The sequence below is a fragment of the Ignavibacteriota bacterium genome, from assembly GCA_016716225.1.
Classification (GTDB): domain Bacteria; phylum Bacteroidota; class Ignavibacteria; order Ignavibacteriales; family Melioribacteraceae.
The window spans coordinates 1596673-1622958 of record JADJWT010000001.1 but is presented as its reverse complement, the minus strand read 5'-3'; the positions used below and the strand labels follow the sequence as shown (position 1 = coordinate 1622958).

The window sequence follows — 26286 nt, the reverse complement described above, 5'->3', positions numbered from 1 at the left end:
TGGTATAATCGTATTTTGTAAGTAATTAGTTTAATAGGGAAAGGAATAAATCTTTTGGGGAAAATTGCATTTATTGAAGAAATTAAAATAATTCGTTTTATTTAATTAAAATTCTGCAAGGAAAAAATCTTATTGATTTCATTTAATTTTTAATAAATTTTTGTTAAAAAAATAGGAATATTATGGATTTTAGAATTTCAATTAAAACCGGAAGTGTTGATAATGCCGGAACCGATGCGGACGTTACAATTAAAATTTACGGAAGTCTATTTAATACACAAGATTTAATTCTGAATGAACATAAAAATAAAAATGTATTTGAAAAAGAGAGCATTGATGAATTTTTAATAAATTCCGATGATTTTGGTGAAGTTGAAAAAATTGAAATTTGGCACAATAATAAATGGTTTGGCGCCGATTGGTTTTTAGAATCGTGCACAATTGAAAATCTCACAAATAAAAAATCATATTTTTTTAACATTAATCAGTGGATAAAAGGAAATAAAAAATATGAGTTTGCACCAAGGCAATTAATAAATTATCAAATTGAATTAATTATGGGAACACTTCCCGGTTCCGGAAGTAATTCAAATTTATTTATTTCGCTTATCGGTTCAAAAAATTCTACAAATTTTATTAACATAAAACCGCTGATTTCTAACAAAGAATTTATTTCGGGATATACGGAAATTTTTACTTTACAAAATGAAGATATCGGAAACATTAATGAAATTAAACTCAAAACAGATAGCTCCGGTTTTAATTCCAACATTTACATAAACAGAATTAAAATAAAAAAAGAAGTTGAAAATAATTTTTTAACTTTTCCAATATTCACTTGGATAAAAACAGATCAAGAATTTTCTTTCAATCCAAAAAACATTGAATACACAATAATAATTACAAACGGAGATGTCTTAGGCGGCGGAACTGATGCAAATGTTTCCATGATTTTATACGGCACAAAAGGAATTTCCGAAGCAATTAAATTAAATGATTTGATTGCACGAAATGCATTTGAAGCCGGAATTGTTGATTATTTAAAAATCTCATCAAAAGATTTGGGTGAAATTGAAAAAATAAAAATTTGGCATGATGAAAAATGGATTGGCGACGGATGGTTTCTAAATAAAATTACAGTAATAAATGAAAGTACAAAAACAAAATCCATATTCCCATTTTATTCTTGGTTAGATGAAGCTGAAAACCCTCATAGTGTTGAAGTTGAACTCACAACGCAAAAACTTCATCAAAGACCATTTTATGCAATTGCGCATATGGTAAATACTCCGGCTTATGTTGAAGAAGCTTTGGATATGGGAAGCAATGCAGTTGAGTTTGATATAACACCAAAATTTGATTACAAAAACAAAACTTTTTCATTCGATGTTTTCCACGGATTCCGACCGGATTTTGATCCCGATAAAATAAATTTAATGGAAAGAAGTTTGGCTAAAACTGAATTGAAAATATTTTTAGAAAAATTAAAAGAGTTTGAACAAAATTTTCCCAAACTTTCTTTAGTAATTTATGATTGCAAACTTGGTGAAGTTCCCAAGAAATTGTTAAATCAATGTGGAATTGAAATGGCAAAAATTATTCAAGATAATTTTTTGCATAAAAATATTAATAACAGAATTTATAGTATAATGTCAGTCGGTAAAAAAAATTACACTCCTTTTTTTGATGGATTTTTCGAAACAGTTCCCGCAGAATTTAAAAAATATTTTGGTGCAGATTTAAGCGAAGAAAGTTTTAATACAACTGAAAAAGCCTTTGAGCAAAGGCGCGAAGGAAATTTTTGGTGGGGACATGGAATTGCATCTCAAGTTCCAAAGCCATTAAAACATTTTATTCCGCAGTTTTTAATTGCAGCGAAGAAAAGGGCAATTCGCGGAATTGTAAAAAAAATTTATTATTGGACTTTAGACGATCCCGATTCAATGGCAAGAATTTTAGTTACAAAATTGGATGGAATTATTGTTAACGATCCGTTAAAACTATTGCGTGTATTGGAGAAAGAAGAATTTAAACATACTTATCGCTTAGCAGATAGAAATGATAATCCGTTTAATGTAATTTAACTTTTGAATTGAGTTAAAGAGAATTTTTAAAATTTCACTTTTCTGTCATTCCCAGCTTGACTGGGAATCCAGTTAATTAAATTTGGATTTACTATAAAAACATTCGGAAATGACTTTAAGTAATGTAATTAATATCAAAAGTGATTTACAAATTTTTTTTATTATATCAAGGTTGAAATAAAAATTTATACTGCTAAATTTACCATCCCATTTTTCTAAATGTAGGTTTAATAAATTCAAGGATTTTTAATGAACATTCCACAAAATATTGCCAAAGTTTTAAATATTAGTAAATCACAAATTGAAACTGTTTTAAGTTTATTTTCAGAAGAAGCTACAATTCCGTTTATCGCAAGATATCGTAAAGAAAAAACGGGCGGATTGGATGAAGATCAATTACGCGAAATTGAAAATTTAAATAATTATTTAACGCTACTTGAAGATAGAAAAGCTGCAGTTCTAAAAAGTATAGAAGAACAAGGAAAATTAACCGAAGAATTAAAAGAAAAAATTCTTGCTGCAGATAAACTTCAAGATGTTGAAGATTTGTATCTTCCATACAAACCAAAACGCAAAACCCGTGGAACTATCGCAAAAGCAAAAGGATTGGAGCCTTTTGCACATTTTATAATTGATAATCCAAATTTCTCCGGTGATATTAATAAAATAGCCGAACAATATTTAAGCGAAGAAAAAGAAGTTTTCACAATTGAAGATGCAATCAACGGAGCAAAAGATATTATTGCAGAAATGATAAGTGATAATGCCGAAGTGAGAAAATTAGTAAGAGAAAGTTTGTTAAATTCCTCCAACATTTGTTCATCTAAAGTAAGTAAAAAATCAGCTGATGAAAATTCTAAGAAAACAGATGTTTATGAAATTTATCACAATTTTAAAATTGAAATCACAAGAATTAAACCATATCAAGTTTTAGCTTTGAACCGCGGCGAGAATGAAGGATTTATCAAAGTTTCTTTCGATTTTGTTAAAGATGATATTCTTCAAAATATTTATAAAAATTATTTTACATTCAAGAAATCATTCTTTGATAATTTACTTAACGAAACAATTATTGATTCGTTCAATCGTTTAATTCAGCCATCAATTGAAAGAGAAGTTAGAAATTATTTAACAGAAATTGCCGATGAACACGCAGTAAAAGTTTTTGCATCAAATTTAAAACAGCTTTTGCTTCAGCCGCCAATTATGAATAAAATTATTATGGGAATTGATCCGGGATTTGTTTCGGGATCAAAAGTAGCGGTAATTGATAAAACCGGAAAATATTTGGAAGGCGAAACAATTTATCCACATCCGCCGCAAAATAAAAAAGATTTTGCAATTCAAACAATTTTAAAATTTATCAAAAAATATAATGTTGAATTAGTTGCAATAGGCAACGGAACCGCAAGCCGTGAAACGGAATTATTGGTTTCATCAATTATTAAAGATTATAAATTGAATTGTCATTATTTAATTGTAAATGAAGCGGGCGCATCTGTATATTCGGCATCGCCAATTGCAAAACAAGAATTTCCGGATTTAGAAGCAAGTCAGCGCGGAAATATTTCAATCGCTCGTAGAGTTTTAGATCCGCTTGCCGAACTTGTAAAAATTGATCCAAAGTCGATTGGTGTTGGTTTGTATCAACACGATGTTGATCAAAAATTATTAAATAAAAATTTAGATGATGTTGTAATAAGCTGTGTGAATTATGTTGGCGTTGATTTAAATACTGCTTCATCTTCACTTTTAACATACGTTTCCGGATTGAGCAAAAGAATTGCAAATAACATTGTTAAATATCGTGAAGAAAACGGAAGATTTGAAAATCGTAATCAACTAAAAGAAGTTACCGGTGTTGGTGAAAAATTATTTGAACAAGCTGCTGGATTTTTAAAAATCAGCAATGGCGAAAATCCACTTGATTCAACTTTTATTCATCCCGAATCTTATGAAGCAACCGAAAAACTTTTGCAAATGTGCGAAATTTCTTCAATTGTAATTAATGAAAAAGGTTTGCTTGTAAAACAATTTGTTGAGAAAAAAGGTATTGAAAAAATTGCCGATCAATTAAATATTGGAACTCCGACTCTCGAAGATATAATTGAAAACATTGTAAAACCCGGCAGAGATCCGCGTGAAGATATGCCAAAACCAATTTTGCGCAGCGATGTTCTAAAAATTGAAGATTTGGAAGTTGGAATGACGTTAAAAGGAACCGTAAGAAATGTTGTAGATTTTGGTGCTTTTGTGGATATTGGAGTTAAACAAGACGGACTTCTTCACATTTCTGAAATGGCAAATAAGTTTGTAAAACATCCGATGGAAATTGTTAGTGTGGGTGATATTATTGATATAAAAATAAAATCTGTTGATGTTGCGAAAAATAGAATTGCTTTAAGTATGAAATAATAAAGATATTTTATACAAAGTTTACTATTTTGATTTTAAGATTTTTCCTATTTATTAGATAAAATGAAAATTTATAAGCAAATAGAAAATATAATTGAGACAAAAGGCGCAGCTTATTTTATTCTGATTGATCCGGATAAACTGCCGATAGAAAAAACTAAATCATTTATTCAGTATTGTGAAAAAAGCGGTGTTGATGGATTTCTTATTGGCGGAAGTTTAATGATTAATGGAAATTTAGATGAATCAATAGTTGAAGTAAAAAAATATACAAATCTGCCAACTATAATTTTCCCGGGAAGTGTAAATCAAGTTTCAAAATTTGCAGATGCGGTTTTGTTTTTATCCTTAATTAGTGGAAGAAATCCCGAACACTTAATCGGGAAGCATGTTCAAGCTGCACCGCTGATAAAAAAATATAATATTGAAGCTATTTCTACCGGATATATTTTAATAGAATCGGGACAAACTACAACAGCTGAATATATAAGTGGAAGTAAACCCGTTCCTAGAAACAAACCTGAAATTGCCGCAGCAACTGCGCTCGCCGGAGAATATTTGGGCATGAAATTAATTTATTTGGAAGGCGGTTCCGGTGCTGAAAAATCTGTCCCCGAAGAAATGATCACATTGGTTTCATCGCAAGTTTCAATTCCGGTTATTGTTGGCGGTGGAATTAGAACTCCGCAAGAAGCAAGAGAAAAAGTAGATGCCGGTGCAAAAATTATAATCACCGGTAATTATTTTGAAAATGAAGAAAATTGGAATTTAATTCTGAAGTTTGCACAAGCTGTTCATATTAGAAATTCAATAAACATATAATTTCATCTAACTTTAATTTATGCATTTAAACTAAATATATTATAGTGTTTTTGTTTTACAAAACTTCTAAAAATTTCGAACTTCACATCGAAGTGAATTTTGAAGCACGAAATACTTACATACTACTTTGATTAAAAGAATCAAAAATCTTTTACTTTGAAACTATTTCTATAAAGCAAAATCCATATTAGAGGTTTGTTGTTAATTGCTTTGCTGTCTCATTACATTCCAATAATTATAATCAAGCATAGGAGCGTCAGTAATTCCTAAATTGTGTCCCATTGTTACAATTTGTCCACGATGATATGTGGTATGAATAATCAAATGTTGCAAGTATTCATACTTTGCAAAATTTGAAGTAAACCACTCAGATTCAATCAAGTGAGTTTGGCTCATTGCTTCAAGATTTCCTTTTACATAGGTCGCTAATAGTTTTGCTTCACTTGCTAAATTTTGCATTTCTTGTTGAACATTAACTTCGGTTGCATTGTATTCAAAATTATGTGATTCAGTTCCACGTATCATTGCTGACCAATAAAATTGAGTATCGCTAATGTGTTTAAGTGTTCTTGCAATACTGTTAAAACTTGATGGGCATTCCCTTTGCAATAATTCTTCCGAATGCTTTTTAAGCCAAATGATTAATTGTTCTGTTACCCAAACGTTGTAATCAACGCTGTTTGTAATACTTAATTGTAAGCTCATATAAGATTATTTTGTTTGATTTTTAATTGTATGTTTTATTAGATATTTTTTATGCTTTAAAGGAACATACTGTTATTACGTTTTTTTTATCTGAAATCTTTTATGATTTTCAATAAAAATATACCTAATAATTTCTTTTTATAATAATTTTTAAAATAAATCGAATTTATATTTTCTCCAATATCTAACTCAAATGCATCAAATAACTTTGTGAAATTTCAATAAATAGCATTTTGTTTATAATTTCATGCATTGGAATATTTTCTTACTTTTAATAGCTTTAGTATATATCACAACAAATCCCTATATGAAAAAGAAAAAGCATTAATTCCTTTAATATTCTATTAATTGGCAATTTTTTTCATTTAAATCAATTTGTTAATAATAAAGTTGTTATTTTAATGAACTTGTCAATGATTTCGAACTTAACATTTATATTAAATTTCGAAATACTATCTATTTAATTAATACAATTCTCTTTAAAATCAAAAAACTTCAACATTTTAAATATCTCAATTACTTTTCAAATGTTTGTTGTTTTTCTTTTCATTTATAATCACAATAATCTGACTAAAACAGAAAATATTAAAATGATATCCCAATATAAACATCTGGAAAGAATATCTTTTGAAGTTCATCTTTATGTTTTGGCCATGGATTTGTTCTAAATAGTGCCTGGCCATATGTAAATTGTGGAGTAAGTGCTAAAGTAACTTTTTTAGATAACTTAAATTCAAATTCCCAGCCGAGAGAAATCTCATTAAATCCGTCAAAACCTTTATAAGTTTTTCCATCGATTGAGGATAGGAAGTGGTTATAATTAGGATAAAACATTTCCGTAATACATAATTTATTATAAAGAAATTGCCGATAACCTATTACTAAAGATATTCCATTGAATTTACCATCATCAGTTTTTTGATTTTGGTGCGCTAATCCCAATAACACATCACCCCTTGTGTTATGGAAACTTGTAATTTCAAGAAAATAAGCAATCCCATAAATTCCAATAAAAGGAGCAACTGAACTGGTGACAAATCCCTTTCTTAAATCTTTTTTTAATCCACTATTAGTAACTGTATCTGTGTTGGATAAATCATTTAAAATTGTGCTAAATGGAGCATTTTTGCTTTTATCAATTAAAAATTCTTGAGTAAGTAAGCTTTTTATTCCAAATCCGGATAGAACTATAACGATTAATATCCCTCGTACATATAACATTTTTACTATCCTTTTTACTTGCAAATATAAGAGTACAGTTTAAGATAAAAGGGTAAGAAAAATGGAAAGAAGTCTTAGAAGTAGGAAATTACGTCTTATTTTTTTTGAGACTTTGTATATAAGCTTTTGGCGTTGTGTTTTCAAAATACTTAAATACTCTATTAAATGTAGCTTTTGAGTTAAATCCACATTCAAATGCTATTCCAAGTATATTATAATCTGGGAATTTATTCGATTCAACATATTCTTTGAATGTTTGAATCCTATATTTGTTTATGTAAGTGTAAAAATTCAGCTCCATAGTTTTATTCAAATATTTTGACAATTCACTTGTGTCAATTTCCATAAGATTTGCCAAATCTAAAATAGTTAGATCCGGATTTAAATATGGCTTTGATCGTTTCATTAAAAATTCCAACTTATCATACAGCACTTTAGAGTTTATTTCAAGATTTGTTGAATTAATAATCTTAAAATCATTTTCAGAATTAAAGAACGTCGTTTGCTTATGACCGAGAAAACCAAGAATTAATATAAATACTGATGCAATTACAAATGCAACTTCTTGATAGTCTTTATATGATATAAATGAGAAGAATAAATTTGATATATGCAGAAATCCAAAAATGGAATATAAGATTAATCCAACAAAAACCAAATTTCTTAACCAATTTAGATTATTGTTATCCATAGTTGAATAAAATTCTTTTACCCTTTTCTGAATTCTGTTTAGTTCGACTAATCCAAAGAATAGATAAGTTGGAATTGAAACGGCAATAACTAATACAAATAAAAAATAAGTCCAGCGTAATTGAAAAGATTCACTTGTCATCAACCCAATTTTCTCCTCATCTGGGATAAACCAAAATCTTATTGAAAGGTTAAATATGAATAATACAAATGGAAGGAAATGAAATAAATATTTCCTAATAATATTTCTTGAACCTTGAAGTGATTTTATATACAACCATAGCAAAGGACCATGCAGCAATAAAAAAGCCGGGGTAAGCATAATTAATGCGGGATAAGGATATCCTTGTTTTTGATTGATAATTTCAATATATGCAGTTAAGATATTTATGCCATAAATAACAAAAAATGAGGCTAATAAATTGTTCGAAATGGTTCTATTCTTCTTTAAGAATAATAAGAGTGCCAAAACTAACGATTCAAATATTCCAATAATTAAGATAATATTCATTTAGATATATTTTTTATCATGTATACAGCTAACATTTGGCAATATGATTTATCAATCTATCTATAAAAAAAAGACGAGCTTTTAGCTTTATCTAATAACTAAAACCATTATTTTGATTAATGTAAAATTACTATTCTATTGTAAAAAAATATTATTTTCTTTTTTATAGTGGTTTTAAGTCTTTATCTCAGTTCCATTTATATTAGTGTATGAATATATGTTAAATAAAAGTAAACCCAAAAAATAAATTTTTAATTTTTCAGAATTTCCAGAAACATTTTAAGTTTTTAATCATCGTATCTATTTTAACTTATAAAGTTTTTTAAATGGAACGACTCAAAAATTTCCCAATCAATTTTTTCTCTATAATCTTAGGCTTAACCGGATTTACTTTAGCACTTCAAAGAAGCGAAACTTTTTTACATAATCCAATTAAAGTAAGCTCAATTATTTTAGCACTTACAATTTTAATATTTCTGGTAATTCTAATAATTTATTTTCTTAAAACTGTAAAGTTTAGATCAGAAGTTTTAAATGAATTTAATCATCCAATTAAACTAAGTTTTTTCCCAACAATTTCAATCAGCTTTATAATGCTTAGTGTGGCATTGGTTAAAATTGATTTTACAGTTTCAAAAACTCTTTGGATTATTGGTACAATTGGACAGCTTTTACTAACACTCAAAATAATTTCAATTTGGATTCAGCACACACATTTTGAAATTTTACATATGAATCCAGCTTGGTTTATACCTGCTGTTGGGAATATTTTGGTACCAATTTCCGGTACAGATTTTTTTTCAAGTGAAATTTCTTGGTTCTTCTTTTCAATTGGATTTTTCTTCTGGATAATTTTAATGGTGATATTTTTCAATCGAATTATATTTCATCATCCTTTGCCTGAAAGATTGCTTCCTACATTATTTATTTTAATTGCACCGCCGGCAGTTGGTTTTATTTCCTATTTTAAACTAAGTGGAGAAGTAAATGAATTCTCAAAAATACTTTATTACTTTGCACTTTTCTTAACATTGCTGCTTTTTTTTCAGATAAAAATGTTTGGTAAAATTAAATTTTATTTTTCATGGTGGGCTTATTCATTCCCGTTATCTGCAATTACAATTGCAACTATTTTAATGTATCATCAAACTCATTTCGTATTTTTTTCATATTTATCAATTAGTTTATTGATAATTCTAACTTTGGCAATTGGAATAATTTTTTATAAAACAGTTATCGCAATTAAGAATAAAGAAGTTTGTGTGGAAGAATAGTTTTCAATTGAATTAAAATATATTCGATGTCACATAAAACTTCACTTATTTTAAAATTGTGAGTAAAAATTCTGCGAAATTTTATTTTCTTAAAACATATTTACATTCAGTTTATTTTATATTCTAAAGAAAAATATTTGGAAATTAGTTAACTTTAAAAAAATTATTTAAAAAGTTAGGAGAATATAAATGACTGCAAACTTTGATATGATTCAAAAAGTTTATGCAAATATGAAAAGTAAACAAGATTCTGCCCGAGAAGTTTTAGGCAGACCAATGACTTACTCCGAAAAAGTTTTATATGCTCATCTATGGGAACCAACAAAAAAAGAATTTATTCGTGGAAAAGATTATGTGGATTTAGCTCCGGATAGAGTTGCAATGCAAGATGCAACAGCGCAAATGGCTCTTTTGCAATTTATGCATTCTGGAAGAAAAAGTGTTGCAGTTCCTTCTACATCTCACTGCGATCATTTAATTCAAGCGCAAGTTGGAGCCGTAGCAGATTTAGCAAGAGCAAAGGATGAAAATGAGGAAGTTTATAATTTTATAGAAAGCATTTCAAAAAGATTTGGTGTTGGATTTTGGAAACCAGGAGCCGGAATTATTCACCAAGTAGTTTTAGAAAATTATGCATTTCCTGGCGGAATGATGATTGGAACAGATTCTCACACACCAAATGCCGGCGGATTGGGAATGATTGCAATTGGAGTTGGTGGTGCAGATGCTGTTGATGTTATGGCTGGAATGGCTTGGGAATTGAAATGGCCAAAATTAATTGGAATAAAATTAACCGGAAAACTTTCGGGTTGGACATCACCAAAAGATGTGATTTTAAAAGTTGCCGGAATTTTAACCGTAAAAGGTGGAACCGGTGCAATTGTGGAATATTTTGGTGAAGGTGCAAAATCAATTTCTTGTACCGGAAAAGGAACAATCTGCAATATGGGCGCAGAAATTGGAGCAACTACTTCTACTTTTGCTTTCGATGAAAAAATGGCAGCATATTTAAAAGCTACCGATCGCGTAGATGTTGCGGAATTAGCAACACAACACGCAAAACTTTTAACTGCCGATGATGGAGTTTATGAAAATCCCGAAAAATATTTTGATCAAATTATAGAAATTAATTTAAGCGAACTTGAACCTCACTTGAATGGACCATACACTCCGGATCGTGCAATTCCAATTTCAAAAATGAAAGAAACAGCAAAAGAAAATGATTTTCCGGAAGAACTAAGTGTTGGATTAATTGGAAGCTGCACAAATTCAAGTTATGAAGATATTGACCGCGCTGCAAATATTGCAAAACAAGCAATGTCACAAGGATTAAAGGCAAAATCACAATTCACAATCACTCCGGGCTCTGAGCAAGTTAGAGCAACAATTGAACGCGATGGACAATTAAAAACTCTTACGGATTTTGGCGGAGTTGTTCTTTCAAATGCTTGCGGACCTTGCATTGGAATGTGGCAAAGAATGGATAATCCCGAACAAAAAAGAAACAGCATTGTAACTTCATTCAACAGAAATTTTGCAAAACGCCAAGACGGAAATCCTAATACATTAGCTTTTGTTGCATCTCCCGAAATAACAACAGCTTTAACAATTGCCGGAAAAATTACATTTAATCCTGAAACTGATGTTTTGGTAAATGATAAAGGTGAAGAAATAAAATTAGATTCTCCTTATGGAGATGAATTGCCGAAAGATGGATTTAAGCCAGATTTGGAAGGCTTTATAGCTCCATCCGAAAAATTTTATAACACAGAAGTAATTATAAAACCTGAAAGTAAAAGACTTCAATTTTTAGAAAGATTTAATGAATGGGATGGAAATGATTTTATCGAATTACCATTATTGTTAAAAGCAAAAGGTAAATGTACAACCGATCATATTTCTATGGCTGGTTCTTGGCTAAAATTCCGCGGACATTTAGATAACATTTCAGATAATTTATTTTTGGGTGCAATAAATGCATTTACTGATAAAGCTGGGGAAGTGAAAAATGTTTTCACTGAAGAATATAAAAATGTAAGTAAAGTTGCCCGTGAATATAAAGCAGAAGGTTTGGGCTGGGTTGTTGTTGGTGATGAAAATTATGGCGAAGGTTCATCTCGTGAACATGCAGCAATGGAACCAAGATTCTTAAACGGTAAAGCTATTATTGTTAGAAGTTTTGCACGAATTCACGAAACTAATTTGAAGAAACAAGGAATGCTTCCGTTAACTTTTGATAATCCCGCAGATTATGATAAAGTAAAAGAAGATGATAAAATCAGCTTGCTTGGTGTAAAAAATTTAGCTCCCGGTTCACAAGTAAAAATGATTATGAAACATTCTGATGGAACAACCGATGAAGTAATGTTAAATCATACATTTAATGCAAATCAAATTGAATGGTTTAAAGCCGGTAGCGCATTAAATTTAATTGCAGCACAAAATAAATAATTTTATAATATTGAAAAATAGAACGCAGATGACACTGAAAAAAAGATTCTCATTGTTTTTTGAGTGATTATCAATTTCTTCTGCGTTTTCTGTGTTCTATTTTATTTTTCTAAAATCAAATCTCTATAAGATTTTTTAATTTGATTTTCAAAATCCAATTCTAAAAATTTCACAATTTCATCAAACTCTGTTTTTGCTTCAACTTGAGAAATATTTTTAACAACAGTTTCTAATTCTATAAATTTTCCTAAATTTTTAACTTCATCCAAATGAATTCTTGTGCTTTTGTAAATGTATAATTCACGTATTTTTTCTACAACTGTTTCGGTTTCAAAAATATCATCAAAATAATTTTCAACAGTTTCTCCGGAAATATTTAAAACAAAATAATTGCTCCATCTTTCACCATCTTTTTCATTCCGCTGATATTTAATTAATTCATACCCATCATTATGCTTTCGCAATTTTAAAAGTCCAGCCGGAATTTTATAATAAATATCTTTTTGTAAAATTGTTTGATTTTGGAAAACATTTTTTTCAGAAAGAATTTTTAAAATTTCATCAAATGTTTCTAACTTAACTTTTATCTCCAAATTTACTGCCATATTGTCCCCAAATTTTGCATGGATTTTTGAACTTCTATTGTATAATTATTGTGTTGATTTTTCCAAATAATTGTATATTTTAAAATGTAAGCAATTTTGAGAAAACCATGAAAAAATTTCTTTTATTTTTTTTGATCATTCCTTTTGTAATAAATTATTCCCAAAAAATTGGACAGCTTGGCGAAGAAAAACCAAATATAGATTTTCCGGATAATGCGCTTGGTTTAGATTTAATGATTGGAGAGGGTGGTTTTGGACTTGGGGCTTTTTACAGACATAGTTTAACTAATACTTTGACTGTATTTTCTGATTTCTCAATTTCAGAATCCAAACATGAGCGAGAAATTGAACGATATGATATTTTTGGTTATCCGCTTCCAATTTATGGAAAGAAAAACAGACTATACTTACTTCCTCTAAATGTTGGAATTCAATATAGATTATTTTATGAATCTCTCACCGATAATTTAAGACCATATATTTCTGCTGCAATTGGTCCTACAATGTTTATTACAACTCCAGCTCCAAGAGAATTTTTCAATTCGCTCGGTTATGCTCAAGCTAAATATGGAATTGGCGGTTATGTTGGATTTGGTGCAAATTTTGGCACAAATGTTAATAATTTGACCGGAATTAATATTCGTTATTATTACCATCAGCTTTTTGGTGAAGGAATTGAGCAATATTACGGAACTTTTGAAAAAAATATTCAGCAAGTTACTTTAACAATTAATATTGGATTAATGTATTAATTTCAAAAAACTTCTGAAAAATTGGATTTTGGAAAATTTTAAACCATTACGAAACAGAAAGTAAATTTTAAATTGATTTGAATCACAATTTAAATTTTTCTATTCAATAAATTGGCTGTTAATCTTTAGGAAAAGATATAAAGGAGAGAGAAATGGAAACCAATTTATTTGAAAGAAAAGAATTTTTAAATCAATCTTGGATTACACCAAATTCAACAAATATGTTTACAAAATCAGAAATAAACCAAAAAATAATTGTTCATATAAATTTAATTAGAGCAACTGCAAACGAATCTGAATTATTTAAAAATTTTCTCAAAATGTTTTTGGATAGTTCTAAAAACAATATAATCTTTGATTTAAGTTCGTGCAATTTTATTGATTCAACATTTTTGAGCACAATAATTTCGTTTAATAAAAATTATAAATCAAAAGTTGATATTGTTGTTAAAGATATTAGACAATTAACAATTTTTAGAATTACAAAACTTGATAAGATTTTTGATATTTATTCGAATTTAGAAACTGCAACTGCTGCTTAAATTAGATGAACAGAATTTCTTCCAATAAGTTCATCAGCTAATTTTCTATACGCAACAGAAGCTTTTGCTTCCGGATTATAAACAAGAATTGGTACACTATGAAATGTTGATTCCGAAACTTCCACATTTTTTGGAATTACATATTGAAATAAGAAATTCGGAAATTCTCTTAATAAAACTTTTTTTGCATAATATGCGGCTTTTGTATTCTGCTCATACATTGTAAGAAGAATTCCTTCAACTTTTAAGTTTGAATTATATTTCATTCTAACCAAATCAATATGTTTCATCACTCTTGCAACTTCATTTAATGAAGATCTTGCAGCTCTAACCGGAATTATTACAGAATCTGCAATCATTAAAATATTTGTAGTTGTTCCAATTAGCGAGGGCGGACAATCAAATATTATATAATGATATGAATATATTTCCGAATCTAACACACTTTTAAGAATTAATTCATCCGAAGTAATATTAGAAAGTTTCACTTCTGCTTGATAATCAAGCTGGCGCATTGGAATAAAATCTAAATTATTATCAAAAGTTTTATGAATTACACTTTTAAATGCTTTTTCAAAAGTAAGAACATCTAACAAATCACCGGAAATTTGGGAAGATTTTAAACCAAGAGTTGGCGCACATTGCCCGGAAGGATCTAAATCAATTAATAAAGTCCGTTTTCCGCTTTGCGCAAATGCTACGGCTAAATTTACAGCCGTTGTAGTTTTTCCTTCTCCGCCTTTGGGAGTTGTTACTGAAATTATTTTTCCCATACTTCAATATAAATTAGCTTCTAATTTATAGAAAAATTCCTATGAATTAAATAAAAATTGTTCAATATATTATTCGTTAATTATTAAGATTTTTAAACAACTACAAAATTTGAAGGAATTAGAGATGAAAATATTCTTAATATTACTTTTAACTTTTCTTTTTTTTAATTCAATTATGGCTCAAACTGATTTTTCTCAAATCATTTACGAAAATTATTCAAAATATAAATCAGCGGAATTTAACAAAAAAAATTTCACTCATTCCCAACTCAAATCACAAATTGAAAAAATAAAATTAAATAAAAATTTCAAAGTTGATATTGCCGGAAAATCAATTGAAGAAAAAGAAATTTATCTTTTATCTATTGGTAAAGGAAAAACAACAGTTTTAATTTGGTCGCAAATGCACGGCGATGAATCAACTGCAACAATGGCTTTGTTTGATATTTTTAATTTTTTCAGCTCAAATGATGAATTAAAAAATTTCCGCAAAGAAATTTTGGACAGTTTAAAAATTTATTTTATTCCAATGTTAAATCCGGATGGTGCAGAAAAATATCAGCGAAGAAATGCTTTGGATATTGACTTAAACAGAGATGCACTTCGTTTGCAATTTCCCGAATCACAAATTTTAAAATCTGTGCGTGATAGTTTAAATCCGAAATTTGCTTTTAATCTTCATGATCAAAGCACAAGATATACTTCTGGAAAAAGTTATAAATCGGCAACAATTTCTTTTTTAGCTCCTGCTTTCAATTATGAAAAAGAAATAAATGAAGTAAGATCAAACACAATGAAATTAATTGTGAGAATGTTTGAGAGTTTAAATAAATATATTCCCGGACACATTGCAAAATACAATGATGATTTTGAACCGCGTGCGTTTGGAGATAATTTTATAAAATGGGGAACCGGTTCAGTTCTTATAGAATCCGGCGGGTGGAAAAATGATACCGAAAAACAATTTGTGCGTAAATTAAATTTTACTGCAATTTTAAGTGGATTAAATTCTATTGCAAAAAAAACTTACAAAAATGCTGAAATTGAAAAATATCATTCTATTCCATTTAACGATAAATTGCTTTTTGATGTTTTACTAAAAAATCTCACAATTATTAAAAACGGAAAAAATTATTTGGTTGATGTTGGAATTAATAATGAAGAACAAATTTCTAATAACACAAATTCGTATTTTGTGAGCAAAATTGAAGATTGGGGAGATTTATCAATTTTTTACGGTTATGAGGAATTTGATCTTTCTGGATGTGAAATTAAGGAATCACAAATTTTTACCGAAATTGATTCCGATTTTACAAAACTCAATTTTGATGAACTAATAAAAAAAGGAATTGGTTTTATAAAAGTTAAATATATTCCGAAAAATTTTGATTTCAGTGAAATTCCTTTAAACATTTTAATAAATGAAAATAATATTGATTTAGAACCAGGATATCAAAAAAGTGCAAATTTTACAATTTGGAAAAACGGAAAATTGATATTTAATGTAATAAACGGATTTATTTATAATCTTGAAAGCGGAATTAAAACTTACGGAAACGGCATTATTTTCGATTAATATTATTTGAAAAAACTAATTTTCTGCTTATTTTACTGTTCAAATTTTTTATAACTTAAAAAGCAAACCAAAAACGAAGGCAGGTGAATTTAATTGGTTGGAATTAATATTTCGGAAAACGAAAACATTGATAGAGCATTAAAGAGATTTAAGAAAAAATATGAAAGATCCGGTGTTCTAAAGGAATTCAAGAAAAGAACTTTCTTTACAAAGCCTTCAATTGAAAAACGAATGGAAAGAATTAAAGCTAAAAGACGCGCATATAAAGAGAATTTGAAAAATCAGAATTAAGTTAAAATCCAGCAAAAGCTGGATTTTTTATTTATTCAAATAATGTTTTTCAAAATAACTTACAATCTTATTAAATACTTCATCAACAGAATTACAAAAATCGAACAAATTCAAATCACTTTCGTCAATCATTCCGTTTTCAATAAATGCTTGAAAATTTATTATACTTTTCCAGTAATTTTCGTCATAAACAATAACTTTCATATCTTTTTTAATTTTTCCGGTTTGTACTAAAGTTAATATTTCCATAAACTCGTCAACAGTTCCAAATCCGCCAGGAAAAACAATTAATGCTTTTGCTAAATAAGCAAACCAAAATTTCCTCATAAAAAAGTAATGAAATTCAAAAGCTAAATCTTTATTAACATATTTATTTACGAATTGCTCATATGGAATGCTAATATTTAATCCAATTGATTCACCGCCGGCAAGTTTTGCGCCTTTATTTGCGGCTTCCATAATTCCGGGTCCGCCGCCGCTGCAAATTATGAATCTTTTTTTGCTGGTTGATAAATTCATTGACCAAGTTGTTAATCTTTTAGAAAGTTCAACTGCATCTTCATAATATTTTGACATACGAACTAAATTTTCTAACTTTTTCAAATTTTTTGAATAATTTTTACTTTTTTCTGAAGTTTCATTTAGAAAAGTTCTCAAACTCTTTTTTGCATCTTTTCCAGATTTTAATCTTGCAGAACCAAAAAACACAATTGTATCAACAATATTAAATTTGTTAAACCTCGATTTTGGTTCTAAAAATTCCGATAATATTCTAATAATTCTTGCATCTTGCGAAGTTAAAAAATCAATATTTCTGTAAGCTTTTATTGGAAGATTATTATTTTTCATTTTATTTCCATAGTTGATAAAGAAAATTAAATATATATTCAAATTAATGAACTTTATAGCAAAAATTATGTTAAATCGAAATATTCTTTATGAATTTTACTAATTTTCCGAACACAATTTTAAGAATCATGAAAAAACTTTTTTTTTACTTTCACTTTCTAATAATTTTTAATTTATCATTAAGTGCGCAATCAATTAAAAAAATTCAGCAAATTATTTCCGCAATTCCATCATCAACAAAAATTGCAGTAAGTATAATTAATGCAAATACCGGCAAACTATTTTTTGAGAAAAACAACTCAGTTCCTTTGATTCCCGCATCAAACACAAAATTATTTACAACTGCCGGTGCTCTTTATTTAATGGGAAATCAACATTTATTTGAAACTCAACTTCTTTCTGAAGATTCCGATTTTACAGATTCAATAATAAATGGAAATTTGTATATAAAAGGTTATGGAAATTCTACTTTTACGGAAAATGATCTTGATTCTTTAATTCTGAATTTGAAAGAAATTGGAATTTCTGAAATTACCGGAAATATAATTGCAGATGATACTTATTTTGATAATTTATATATGAGAGACGAATGGATTGTTGATGAACATGCAAATGTAAAACTTCCGCCAATTTCTGCGCTTGTGTTAAATCGAAATCAAATTGTTGTAACTTTATCATCAAAAGGTAAAATTGGTACTAAATTAAAATATTCTATTTCTCCGGATGCACCGTTTATTGATGTTGAAATGTTCGCAAAAGTAACAAAATTAAGATCTCAACCGTCATTTAATTTAATATGCGGAAATGAAAAAATTAGTTTAAAAATTTCCGGTGGATTAAGAAAAAAATCCACTCAAAGCAGTTATGTTGTAAATGTTGATAATCCGCCATTATTTATTTCACTTTTACTAAGAGAAAAATTGTTTAAAAATGGAATAAAGATTTTGGGCAAAAGTACATTCGGAAAATCTCCAAATAACCTTACGGAAATTACATCCAAAGAATTACACATTAACAAACTTATTTCTCTCATAAATAAAAACAGCAATAATTATTTGGCAGAATGTTTATTTAAATCCGTTGGAGCATTTTTTAGTGGAGAAGAAGGAAATTCATTTTACGCTACCCAAGCAATCCTTACAACATTTGAAGAAGATAATGTTATTGATGATCAAACTGCAGTTGTTGATGGTTCCGGAATTTCACGATTTAACACAATTACAACGGGATCAATATCACGATTATTATACAAAATTTATAAAGACAAAATTTACTTTAATGATTTTTACAATTCTTTGGCAATTTACGGAATTGACGGAACTTTAAGAGATAGAAGTAATTTTAAATTTTTGAAAGATAATTTTAGAGGAAAAACCGGAACTTTAAATGGTGTAACTGCACTTTCCGGTTATCTTAAAAATTCAGATAATACTGATTATATTGTTAGTATAATTATGGAATACAAAACGAAAAGTTCTTACTATTACAAAGATATTGAAGATAAAATTTTGATGGAATTATCAAAATAAAAGAGGAAAATAAATTTCCCCTTTTATTAAAATTTAATTTGCCGGTTTAGATTCTGAATTTTGATTATTTGTATTTGCCGGTGGTAATGTAGTTGTTGAAGGAACATTTCTTGCACCAGAACTTTGAATTATACTTTCTCTTTCGCTGGAAGTTGATTGACCTGGTAAGAAAAATAAATTTATAACAACAGCTAAAACCAATAATGATCCGCCTAACCACCATGTAGCTTTGCTTAAAAAATCTGCTGTTCTTCTTGCACCAAAAACGGTTCCAAATCCGCCGGCAGCTCCACCAATTGTTCCGGATAATCCATCACCTTTGCTGGCTTGTAAAAGAACTACAATAACCAATAAAACAGAAATAATAATTGAAATAGTAATTAATAACGTATACATATTTTCCTCAATTTATTTGTAGCGAGGGAGGGATTCGAACCCCCGACACGTGGATTATGATTCCACTGCTCTAACCTACTGAGCTACCTCGCCACTTTGTTTTTTACAGAACGTTAAAAATATGGAATTTAACTTCTATTTTCAAGTAAGTTGATCTATAAAATACGTGTTGTTCTTCTAAGTAAAAATATAAAAATCGGAGCACCAATAATTGCTGTAACAGATCCAACCGGTAATTCTGCCGGAGAAACTGCAATTCTTGCTATTGTATCTGCAATTGTTAAATATATTGCCCCAACAAAAAAAGAAATTGGAACAATTTTTCTGTTATCATTTCCCCAAATTAATCTGCATAAATGAGGAATGGTTAATCCAACAAATCCAATTATTCCGCTTACAGAAACTACAATTCCGATTAAAATACTTGAAGCAAAATATGCTATTTTTTTTTCTCTACTCGAATTTATTCCCAAACTTTTTGCGCTTTCATCACCCAAAGCAAGAATATTGTATTTATTTGAATTTATTGAAAGAAAAACTGAAATTATTAATACGATTATTGCAACAAAAATTAAATTTTCTGAATTTGCAAATGATAAACTTCCAATCATCCAAAAAACGGCTGTTCTTAAAGAACTATCTAAAAATATTACCAAAAGTAAAATTGCCGCAGAAAAGAATGCACCAATCATTACGCCGGATAAAAGAAGAATATTTCCATTAATTTCACCAAATCTTTTCCCCAGAAAAAAAACCAAAAACATAACAGTTAACGCACCTAGAAAAGCAAATATTTGAGTTCCGAGAAACGTTAAACCAATTAGAATTGCTAAAATTGCACCAAATGTTCCACCGCTAGAAATTCCTAAAATGTATGGTTCGGCCAAAGGATTCATCAAAATCGCTTGAAAAACTGTTCCGGTAATTGATAAACCACCCCCAACCAAAATTGCAAATAAAATTCTTGGCAATCTGATTTGAAAAATTATCTGATTAAATTTTTCATGTGCTGAATTTCCCAAAAGCGTATTAATTGTTTCCCAAAATGAAATTTCTACAGTCCCGATTGTTAAACTTATAATTCCAATTAAAATGGTGAGAAATGCAAAAAGGGATAGATTAAGAATTAATGAAAATTTATTTAAGGGTTTAAATTTGCCCATAATCTGTCAATCAATTCAGAAATATTAATTTTTGAGGCTGATGAAAAAAATATTATTTCTTCTGAAAATGTTTTCTGTAATTTCTTTTTTAATTTTTCTAATATTTTCGGTTCAATTAAATCAATTTTAGAAATGCCGATAATTTTCTTTTTCCCGAATAATATTTTGCTGTATTTGTTTAATTCGTTTAATAAAATTTTATAATCTTTGGAAATATTTTCTGAAGTTGAATCGATAAGAATTAATAAAATTTCAGTTCGTTCAATATGCTTTAGAAATTCATGTCCTAATCCTTTTCCTAAATGTGCGCCTTCAATAATTCCCGGAATATCTGCCACGGTAAAACTTTGAAAATCTTTGTACTGAACTATTCCCAAATTTGGTTTTAATGTTGTAAATGGATAATCCGCAATTTTGGGTCTTGCGGCAGAAATTGTTGAAATTAATGTAGATTTTCCCGCATTAGGAAATCCTACCAAACCAATATCCGCAACTAATTTTAATTCGAGAGCAATATTTAATTCACTGCCGGGTTTTCCGCTTTCCGCAAAACGCGGAGCTTGATTTGTTGAAGTTGCAAAATTACTATTTCCTTTTCCGCCTCTTCCGCCTTTAGCAATTACTATTTCAGAATTATCTTCATTTAAATCAGCTAGAATTTTTTCTTCATTTTTATCAATAATTAAAGTTCCTTTTGGTACTTTTATTATTAAATCGGAACCGCCTTTTCCATCCTTTAAAGATTTTTCACCGTTATTTCCATTTTCAGCTAAATATTTTCTTTGATATTTAAAATCTAACAAGGTATGAAGATTTGTATCAACTTTGATAATAACATCTCCGCCTTTTCCGCCATTTCCGCCGGATGGTCCGCCTTTGGGAACGTATTTTTCCCTTCGGAAAGACACGGAACCATTTCCACCGTTTCCGGCTTTTACAAATATTTCTGCGTAATCTATAAACATGATTTATTGGGATTGAGTAAAATAGTCGGTAATATAAGTTTTAAATTCTATAACATCATCATGCATTAAATCAATATGATTATTTCTGCAATAATTATTAGTAATTTCAAGCGCTTCTCTTTCATCAAATGCGTTTGAAATTTTTCTAACAATTCCATAATAATCTTCCATATCATAATCGAACATAGTTCCGATAATATTGGTCATTTCCTTTGTTGATACAAGTTCTTGAAAAGATGAGAAAATAACTTTAACGCCGGTTTGAGAATCAGTAAAATTTTCTTGGAAATCTTGTGATAAATTTTCTATTTGGTTTTGAATTACATTTTCAATTTTTTCATTTACATTTTTTTCTTCAACTTCATCTTTTTCTAAATATGTTAGATCGGTAAAAACTTCGGTCACTTCATCGTCATCATTTAGTTTTAATTTTTCATCATCAATTAAATTATCCATATCTTGAATTTCATCATTATCTAAATCATCAATATTTGTGTGCAAATTATTTTGCAAAAATTCATTTTCAAAATTTTCATTTTTAATTATTTCATCAATTTTAGAGTTGAAATCAATTTCTTCATTTTGTTCTAAAATTCTACTTTCAACTTCTGTTAATTTACTTTCCGAAATTATTTTTTCTTCTTCAATTGGAATTTCTGAACCAAGAATTATTGATTCAATTTGTTCATTTGAATCTACAAAATCATAGTTTGATTTATCTTCTACAATTCCCAAATATTGTTCATCCGTCGGAACATCAACAAGGAGATTCTCACTAATGTTTGTAATATCAAATTGATATAAAGATGAATTTACAATTTCAGAAAGATTTATTTCTTTAAACTGATTCCCCTTTTCAAATGGTAAAGGATTTGAAAGAAGTGAATTAAATATTGAATTTACATCAATTAAATTTCTAACTATTTTTTTTATATCGGGTTTACCGTTTGACAATTCAAGATTTACTGGAAGATTTTGTTCAATAATTTTTTTTGATATATCTTTTTCACAATCCGGTTTTCCAATTTCAATATTTTCTATTTCTGTTTTTTCAGAAGCGAAACTAATTTCATTTAATTTATTTTCACTATTTTCTTCAGTTGTAATTTCAGTTTTTTGTGATAAATTATTTTCAGTATTTGTTTTAATTAATTCAATTTTTTGCTCATCAGAATTTTCAAGTCCAAAAAACCTATTTTCATTTGTATCTATATTTTTTTCTTCGATAATTTCCGTATTAACATTTAAAGGAATTAAAACTTCCTCTTTAATTTCCTCAATATCAGCAATTTTATTTTCTTCCAAATTGATATTATTTTCGATCAATTCTAAATTGTTTTCTTCGGTAATTTCGATTCCGTCAAAATCAGAAATAAATAATTTTTGCACATCGCTTAAATTCAGTTTATGCGGTTTGTTATATTCAAATTGCAAATTTAATCTTTGTGAAAAATTGCTCAATTCCTTTTCTTCAAAAAACATTTGTATTACATCAAATGGAAATTCATTTTGCGGAAAATTTGTTTGATCAAAAAAATTAACCATCGAATTCAATGCAGTATTAATCAAATTTTGAAGATGATTCTTTTTTGTGATTTGATCAATTTTATTTAACAGAAATGCAAATTCTTTTCTGCTAATTGTTTGTGTTTTCTTTTTACTTAAAAATGACTGAACAAGTTTTGAAATGTATTTATAATAATATGCAAACTTTAATTTCGAATTTATTTCTGTTGTTGAAATTTCTCGTTTATCATCAAAAATAAAATTTAATAATGTTGTATTTGGTTTTGCTAAAAAATTTGCGTTAAACTTTACTGCTTCTTTTAATAATTCATTTATGTAAATGAATGAAAATTCTTTTTCTTTTTTTAACTCACGAGAAATTAAACTAAAAAGTTTTTCAATTTTTTCGCCGGAGTAATCAAACTTGGAATTTTTTTGGATAAATTGTTTTTCAATTTGGAATTGAAAATCAACACTACTCAAAATATATTTAATTATTGCCGGATGTAATTTTACATTTTGAAGTTCAAACAACGGAAATTTTTCACCAAGATATTTAATCTTCCCGGAGTTAATTTCAATAATATTTTGAATTTCTTTTTCTAACATAACTTTTATCCAAAGTTAAAATTTTGTTTACAAAAGTACAAAATTGAAGAATTTGAAGTGCAATATATCATTAAAAAGAAAATAGAACAAATGATTTGATGGAATGAAATGAATTGAAAAAATCGAGGATCGGACAAAATGATCTTTAGGAGAGAGCATTTTGGCTTTGCCCGATCCGAAAAAGAGACTTTAATTTAGTTTACCGTTCAGAGCTTCAAAAAGATTTGGATAAATTTCAAATACTCCATCGAATACGGATATAGATAATAATTCCGGTTTGCTTTTGTGATCAACAATTAATTTTATATAACCGTTCATTCTGCTTACTTTTTTAAGATATTTTACTAATGTTCCAAAAAAGATTGAATCCATGAAATACACATTTTCAAAATCTATAATAATTTTTGTTTTACCTTCATCAATTGTTTTTTCAACATACTCGGCAAAGTCTTTAGATTCACTAACCGTTGCTCTTGTTAAGTTAACTAAAACTATTGCATTCTGAGTTTTTACATCATAAATACTTTTAAATAAATTACGTTGCGGTGAAGTAAAAAAATCTGCACCGAGTATAACATTATTTTTATTTATTTGACTTAATACTGTATTGTTCATAGTTAATTTCCCCTAAAGATATATTTATTTTAATACTAATTGAGAGTTTGGAATTTTTTCATCGTTTGATTTTGATTTATTATTTTCGTTTTTATCTTCAAATTTTCTTTTAAATACTCTATTATTTTTTAAAATATTCCAAATCATTCCGTTTTCAACATTAATAACTTCATTCCCAACAGTTATATATTTTACTTCGGCAAAAAGTTTAACGTCTTTAACAACAGTTGGTGCATCTTCAATATAAAATTGAACTGTTTTTCTAACGTTTCCAGGTAATTCTTCATATAAACCGGTTGTAACAAAATTGCTGTCCATTCTCATAGTCATTAATAGCGAACCCCAATTATTTTTAGATTTTTTGTATCCAGTTTCATAGCTTGCAAAGGCTAGGAATGATACCGCAACAACAATTAAGAATAATATGAAATAAGAAGTATTTTTTGATTCCACAAGTCCCCCGCCCGAAATTGGATATAAAATGTTTATTTTTGATACTAATTAGGTGGATAAAATCTGGATTGTTGTGTTCTACATCAATTTAGAAAGTGAGAAGAAATTTGTAGTGCTGAAAAATCATTCCATGTTTTAGAAATATGGAATGTTTGATTTAGGATATTAATATCTATAATAATCTGGTTTAAATGGACCTTGAACCGTAACTCCAATATATTTAGCTTGATCTTCTGTTAAAGTATCTAATTCAGCTCCAACTTTTTCTAAATGAAGTCTTGCTACTTCTTCATCTAAATGTTTTGGCAGCATATAAACTTTGTTTTCATATTTATCAGAATTATTCCACAGTTCTATTTGTGCTAAAGTTTGATTTGTAAAAGAATTGCTCATTACAAAAGATGGATGACCGGTTGCGCAACCTAAGTTTACGAGTCTTCCTTCTGCAAGAATAATAATTTCTTTACCATCTAAATTGTAAATATCAACTTGGGGTTTTACTGTATCTTTTGTATGTCCATAATTTTTGTTTAACCAAGCCATATCAATTTCATTATCAAAATGTCCAATATTACAAACTACAGATTTATCTTTCATTAAGGAAAAAGCTTCGGCTTTTACTATATCTCTATTTCCGGTTGCGGTTACAATAATATCTGCTTCTGGAACAGCTTTTAAAAATTTCTTAACTTCATATCCTTCCATTGCTGCTTGAAGTGCGCAAATCGGATCAATTTCAGCAACAATAACTCGAACTCCAGCATTTCTTAAAGATTCTGCCGAACCTTTTCCAACATCTCCGTAACCAGCTACGACAGCAACTTTACCAGCCATCATTAAATCAGTTGCTCTTCGCAAAGCATCAACTAAGGATTCTCTACATCCATATTTATTATCAAATTTAGATTTTGTTACCGAATCATTTACATTTATTGCGGGAATTGGTAAAGTACCATTTTCTACTCTATCATAAAGCCTATGAACACCGGTTGTAGTTTCTTCGGAAATTCCCTTAACACTATTTACTAATTCCGGGAATTTATCTAAAACCATATTTGTTAAATCGCCGCCGTCATCTAAAATCATATTTAATGGTTTTCTTTCTTCACCAAAAAATAAAGTTTGTTCAATACACCAATCAAATTCTTCGGCATTCATACCTTTCCAAGCGTAAACCGGAATTCCGGCAGCAGCAATTGCAGCAGCGGCATGATCTTGTGTTGAAAAAATATTGCATGATGACCAAGTTACATCTGCACCAAGCTCAATAAGAGTTTCAATTAATACTGCGGTTTGAATTGTCATATGCAAACAACCGGCAATTCTTGCACCTTTTAATGGTTTTGAGTTTTTATATCTTTCTCTCAAAGTCATTAAGCCGGGCATTTCAGCTTCTGCTAATCTAATTTCTTTTCTTCCCCATTCTGCAAGAGAAATATCTTTTACTTTATAAGGAATATATTCTACTTCATTTTTTACTTCGCTCATT

Annotated in this window: 23 protein-coding genes and 1 tRNA gene; 10 read left to right on the top strand and 14 right to left on the bottom strand. The window is 28.6% G+C overall.

The genetic code is table 11. The features are described 5' to 3' along the window. The first annotated feature begins 182 nt into the window (after positions 1 to 182). From IPM32_06870 to IPM32_06860, 3 genes are all read left to right on the top strand, one after another. Positions 183 to 2084, top strand: coding sequence for a hypothetical protein (locus tag IPM32_06870; protein ID MBK8944982.1), 1902 nt, complete (start codon positions 183 to 185; stop codon positions 2082 to 2084). 249 nt (positions 2085 to 2333) lie between these two features. Beyond that, positions 2334 to 4499, top strand: a complete 2166-nt coding sequence (locus IPM32_06865; GenBank protein ID MBK8944981.1) for an RNA-binding transcriptional accessory protein — start codon at positions 2334 to 2336, stop codon at positions 4497 to 4499. 63 nt (positions 4500 to 4562) lie between these two features. After that, positions 4563 to 5321, top strand: coding sequence for a geranylgeranylglyceryl/heptaprenylglyceryl phosphate synthase (locus tag IPM32_06860; GenBank protein ID MBK8944980.1), 759 nt, complete (start codon positions 4563 to 4565; stop codon positions 5319 to 5321). 201 nt (positions 5322 to 5522) lie between these two features. Here the strand turns inward: IPM32_06860 and IPM32_06855 are convergent, their stop codons facing one another. From IPM32_06855 to IPM32_06845, 3 genes are all read right to left on the bottom strand, one after another. Continuing rightward, positions 5523 to 6026 (bottom strand): DinB family protein, encoded by a 504-nt coding sequence (locus IPM32_06855; protein MBK8944979.1) that lies wholly within the window; start codon positions 6024 to 6026, stop codon positions 5523 to 5525. Between the two features lie 585 nt (positions 6027 to 6611). Continuing rightward, positions 6612 to 7247 carry a hypothetical protein gene (locus IPM32_06850; GenBank protein ID MBK8944978.1) on the bottom strand — a complete coding sequence of 212 codons (636 nt, stop codon included), beginning with the start codon at positions 7245 to 7247 and terminating at the stop codon, positions 6612 to 6614. An 88-nt stretch (positions 7248 to 7335) separates the two neighbouring features. After that, entirely contained in the window at positions 7336 to 8448 is a 1113-nt protein-coding gene (locus IPM32_06845; protein MBK8944977.1) for a helix-turn-helix domain-containing protein, read from the bottom strand. A 326-nt stretch (positions 8449 to 8774) separates the two neighbouring features. Here IPM32_06845 and IPM32_06840 point away from each other — a divergent pair, with 326 nt between their 5' ends. Further along, a complete protein-coding gene (locus tag IPM32_06840) occupies positions 8775 to 9722 on the top strand; it encodes an SLAC1 anion channel family protein (GenBank protein ID MBK8944976.1) in 948 nt (315 codons plus the stop codon). 189 nt (positions 9723 to 9911) lie between these two features. After that, a complete protein-coding gene (locus IPM32_06835) occupies positions 9912 to 12173 on the top strand; it encodes an aconitate hydratase (GenBank protein ID MBK8944975.1) in 2262 nt (753 codons plus the stop codon). Positions 12174 to 12274: 101 nt separating this feature from the next. On the opposite strand, the gene IPM32_06830 is transcribed toward IPM32_06835, so the two are convergent. After that, positions 12275 to 12778 (bottom strand): class IV adenylate cyclase, encoded by a 504-nt coding sequence (locus tag IPM32_06830; GenBank protein ID MBK8944974.1) that lies wholly within the window; start codon positions 12776 to 12778, stop codon positions 12275 to 12277. A gap of 107 nt (positions 12779 to 12885) precedes the next feature. Between IPM32_06830 and IPM32_06825 the strand changes: the two genes are divergently transcribed. Together IPM32_06825 and IPM32_06820 are read left to right on the top strand one after the other, a co-directional pair. Continuing rightward, positions 12886 to 13530 carry a hypothetical protein gene (locus IPM32_06825; GenBank protein MBK8944973.1) on the top strand — a complete coding sequence of 215 codons (645 nt, stop codon included), beginning with the start codon at positions 12886 to 12888 and terminating at the stop codon, positions 13528 to 13530. Positions 13531 to 13682: 152 nt separating this feature from the next. Then, complete coding sequence (locus IPM32_06820) at positions 13683 to 14072, top strand: STAS domain-containing protein (GenBank protein ID MBK8944972.1); 390 nt, start codon at positions 13683 to 13685, stop codon at positions 14070 to 14072. On the opposite strand, the gene IPM32_06815 is transcribed toward IPM32_06820, so the two are convergent. Further along, positions 14069 to 14845 carry a ParA family protein gene (locus IPM32_06815; protein MBK8944971.1) on the bottom strand — a complete coding sequence of 259 codons (777 nt, stop codon included), beginning with the start codon at positions 14843 to 14845 and terminating at the stop codon, positions 14069 to 14071. The two genes, IPM32_06820 and IPM32_06815, sit on opposite strands and share 4 nt — an antisense overlap. A 124-nt stretch (positions 14846 to 14969) precedes the next feature. Between IPM32_06815 and IPM32_06810 the strand changes: the two genes are divergently transcribed. Both IPM32_06810 and rpsU read left to right on the top strand, forming a co-directional pair. Beyond that, on the top strand, positions 14970 to 16421 hold the full coding sequence (locus IPM32_06810) for a peptidase M14 (protein ID MBK8944970.1): 1452 nt from the start codon (positions 14970 to 14972) through the stop codon (positions 16419 to 16421). Between the two features lie 93 nt (positions 16422 to 16514). Beyond that, entirely contained in the window at positions 16515 to 16712 is a 198-nt protein-coding gene (gene rpsU / locus IPM32_06805) for a 30S ribosomal protein S21 (GenBank protein ID MBK8944969.1), read from the top strand. A 27-nt stretch (positions 16713 to 16739) separates the two neighbouring features. Here rpsU and IPM32_06800 read toward each other — a convergent pair whose 3' ends face one another. Further along, positions 16740 to 17561, bottom strand: coding sequence for a TIGR00730 family Rossman fold protein (locus tag IPM32_06800; GenBank protein MBK8944968.1), 822 nt, complete (start codon positions 17559 to 17561; stop codon positions 16740 to 16742). A 128-nt stretch (positions 17562 to 17689) separates the two neighbouring features. Here IPM32_06800 and dacB point away from each other — a divergent pair, with 128 nt between their 5' ends. After that, positions 17690 to 19090 (top strand): D-alanyl-D-alanine carboxypeptidase/D-alanyl-D-alanine-endopeptidase, encoded by a 1401-nt coding sequence (dacB, locus tag IPM32_06795; GenBank protein ID MBK8944967.1) that lies wholly within the window; start codon positions 17690 to 17692, stop codon positions 19088 to 19090. Positions 19091 to 19123: 33 nt separating this feature from the next. Here dacB and secG read toward each other — a convergent pair whose 3' ends face one another. The 8 genes from secG to IPM32_06755 all read right to left on the bottom strand — a co-directional run bounded on the left by secG (position 19124) and on the right by IPM32_06755 (position 26285). Continuing rightward, positions 19124 to 19486 carry a preprotein translocase subunit SecG gene (gene secG / locus IPM32_06790; GenBank protein MBK8944966.1) on the bottom strand — a complete coding sequence of 121 codons (363 nt, stop codon included), beginning with the start codon at positions 19484 to 19486 and terminating at the stop codon, positions 19124 to 19126. A 19-nt stretch (positions 19487 to 19505) separates the two neighbouring features. Next, a tRNA-Met gene (locus IPM32_06785) sits at positions 19506 to 19579 on the bottom strand. Between the two features lie 62 nt (positions 19580 to 19641). Beyond that, positions 19642 to 20649 carry an iron ABC transporter permease gene (locus IPM32_06780; protein ID MBK8944965.1) on the bottom strand — a complete coding sequence of 336 codons (1008 nt, stop codon included), beginning with the start codon at positions 20647 to 20649 and terminating at the stop codon, positions 19642 to 19644. After that, positions 20628 to 21614, bottom strand: coding sequence for a GTPase ObgE (gene obgE, locus IPM32_06775; GenBank protein ID MBK8944964.1), 987 nt, complete (start codon positions 21612 to 21614; stop codon positions 20628 to 20630). Before obgE ends, IPM32_06780 begins: the two co-directional genes overlap by 22 nt. 3 nt (positions 21615 to 21617) lie before the next feature. Beyond that, positions 21618 to 23729: a hypothetical protein gene (locus IPM32_06770; protein MBK8944963.1), complete on the bottom strand. Its 2112-nt coding sequence runs from the start codon at positions 23727 to 23729 to the stop codon at positions 21618 to 21620. A 189-nt stretch (positions 23730 to 23918) separates the two neighbouring features. After that, positions 23919 to 24344: an STAS domain-containing protein gene (locus IPM32_06765; protein MBK8944962.1), complete on the bottom strand. Its 426-nt coding sequence runs from the start codon at positions 24342 to 24344 to the stop codon at positions 23919 to 23921. A 24-nt stretch (positions 24345 to 24368) separates the two neighbouring features. Next, positions 24369 to 24797, bottom strand: coding sequence for a hypothetical protein (locus tag IPM32_06760; protein MBK8944961.1), 429 nt, complete (start codon positions 24795 to 24797; stop codon positions 24369 to 24371). A gap of 165 nt (positions 24798 to 24962) precedes the next feature. Beyond that, on the bottom strand, positions 24963 to 26285 hold the full coding sequence (locus IPM32_06755) for an adenosylhomocysteinase (protein MBK8944960.1): 1323 nt from the start codon (positions 26283 to 26285) through the stop codon (positions 24963 to 24965). Between the last annotated feature and the right edge of the window lies 1 nt (position 26286).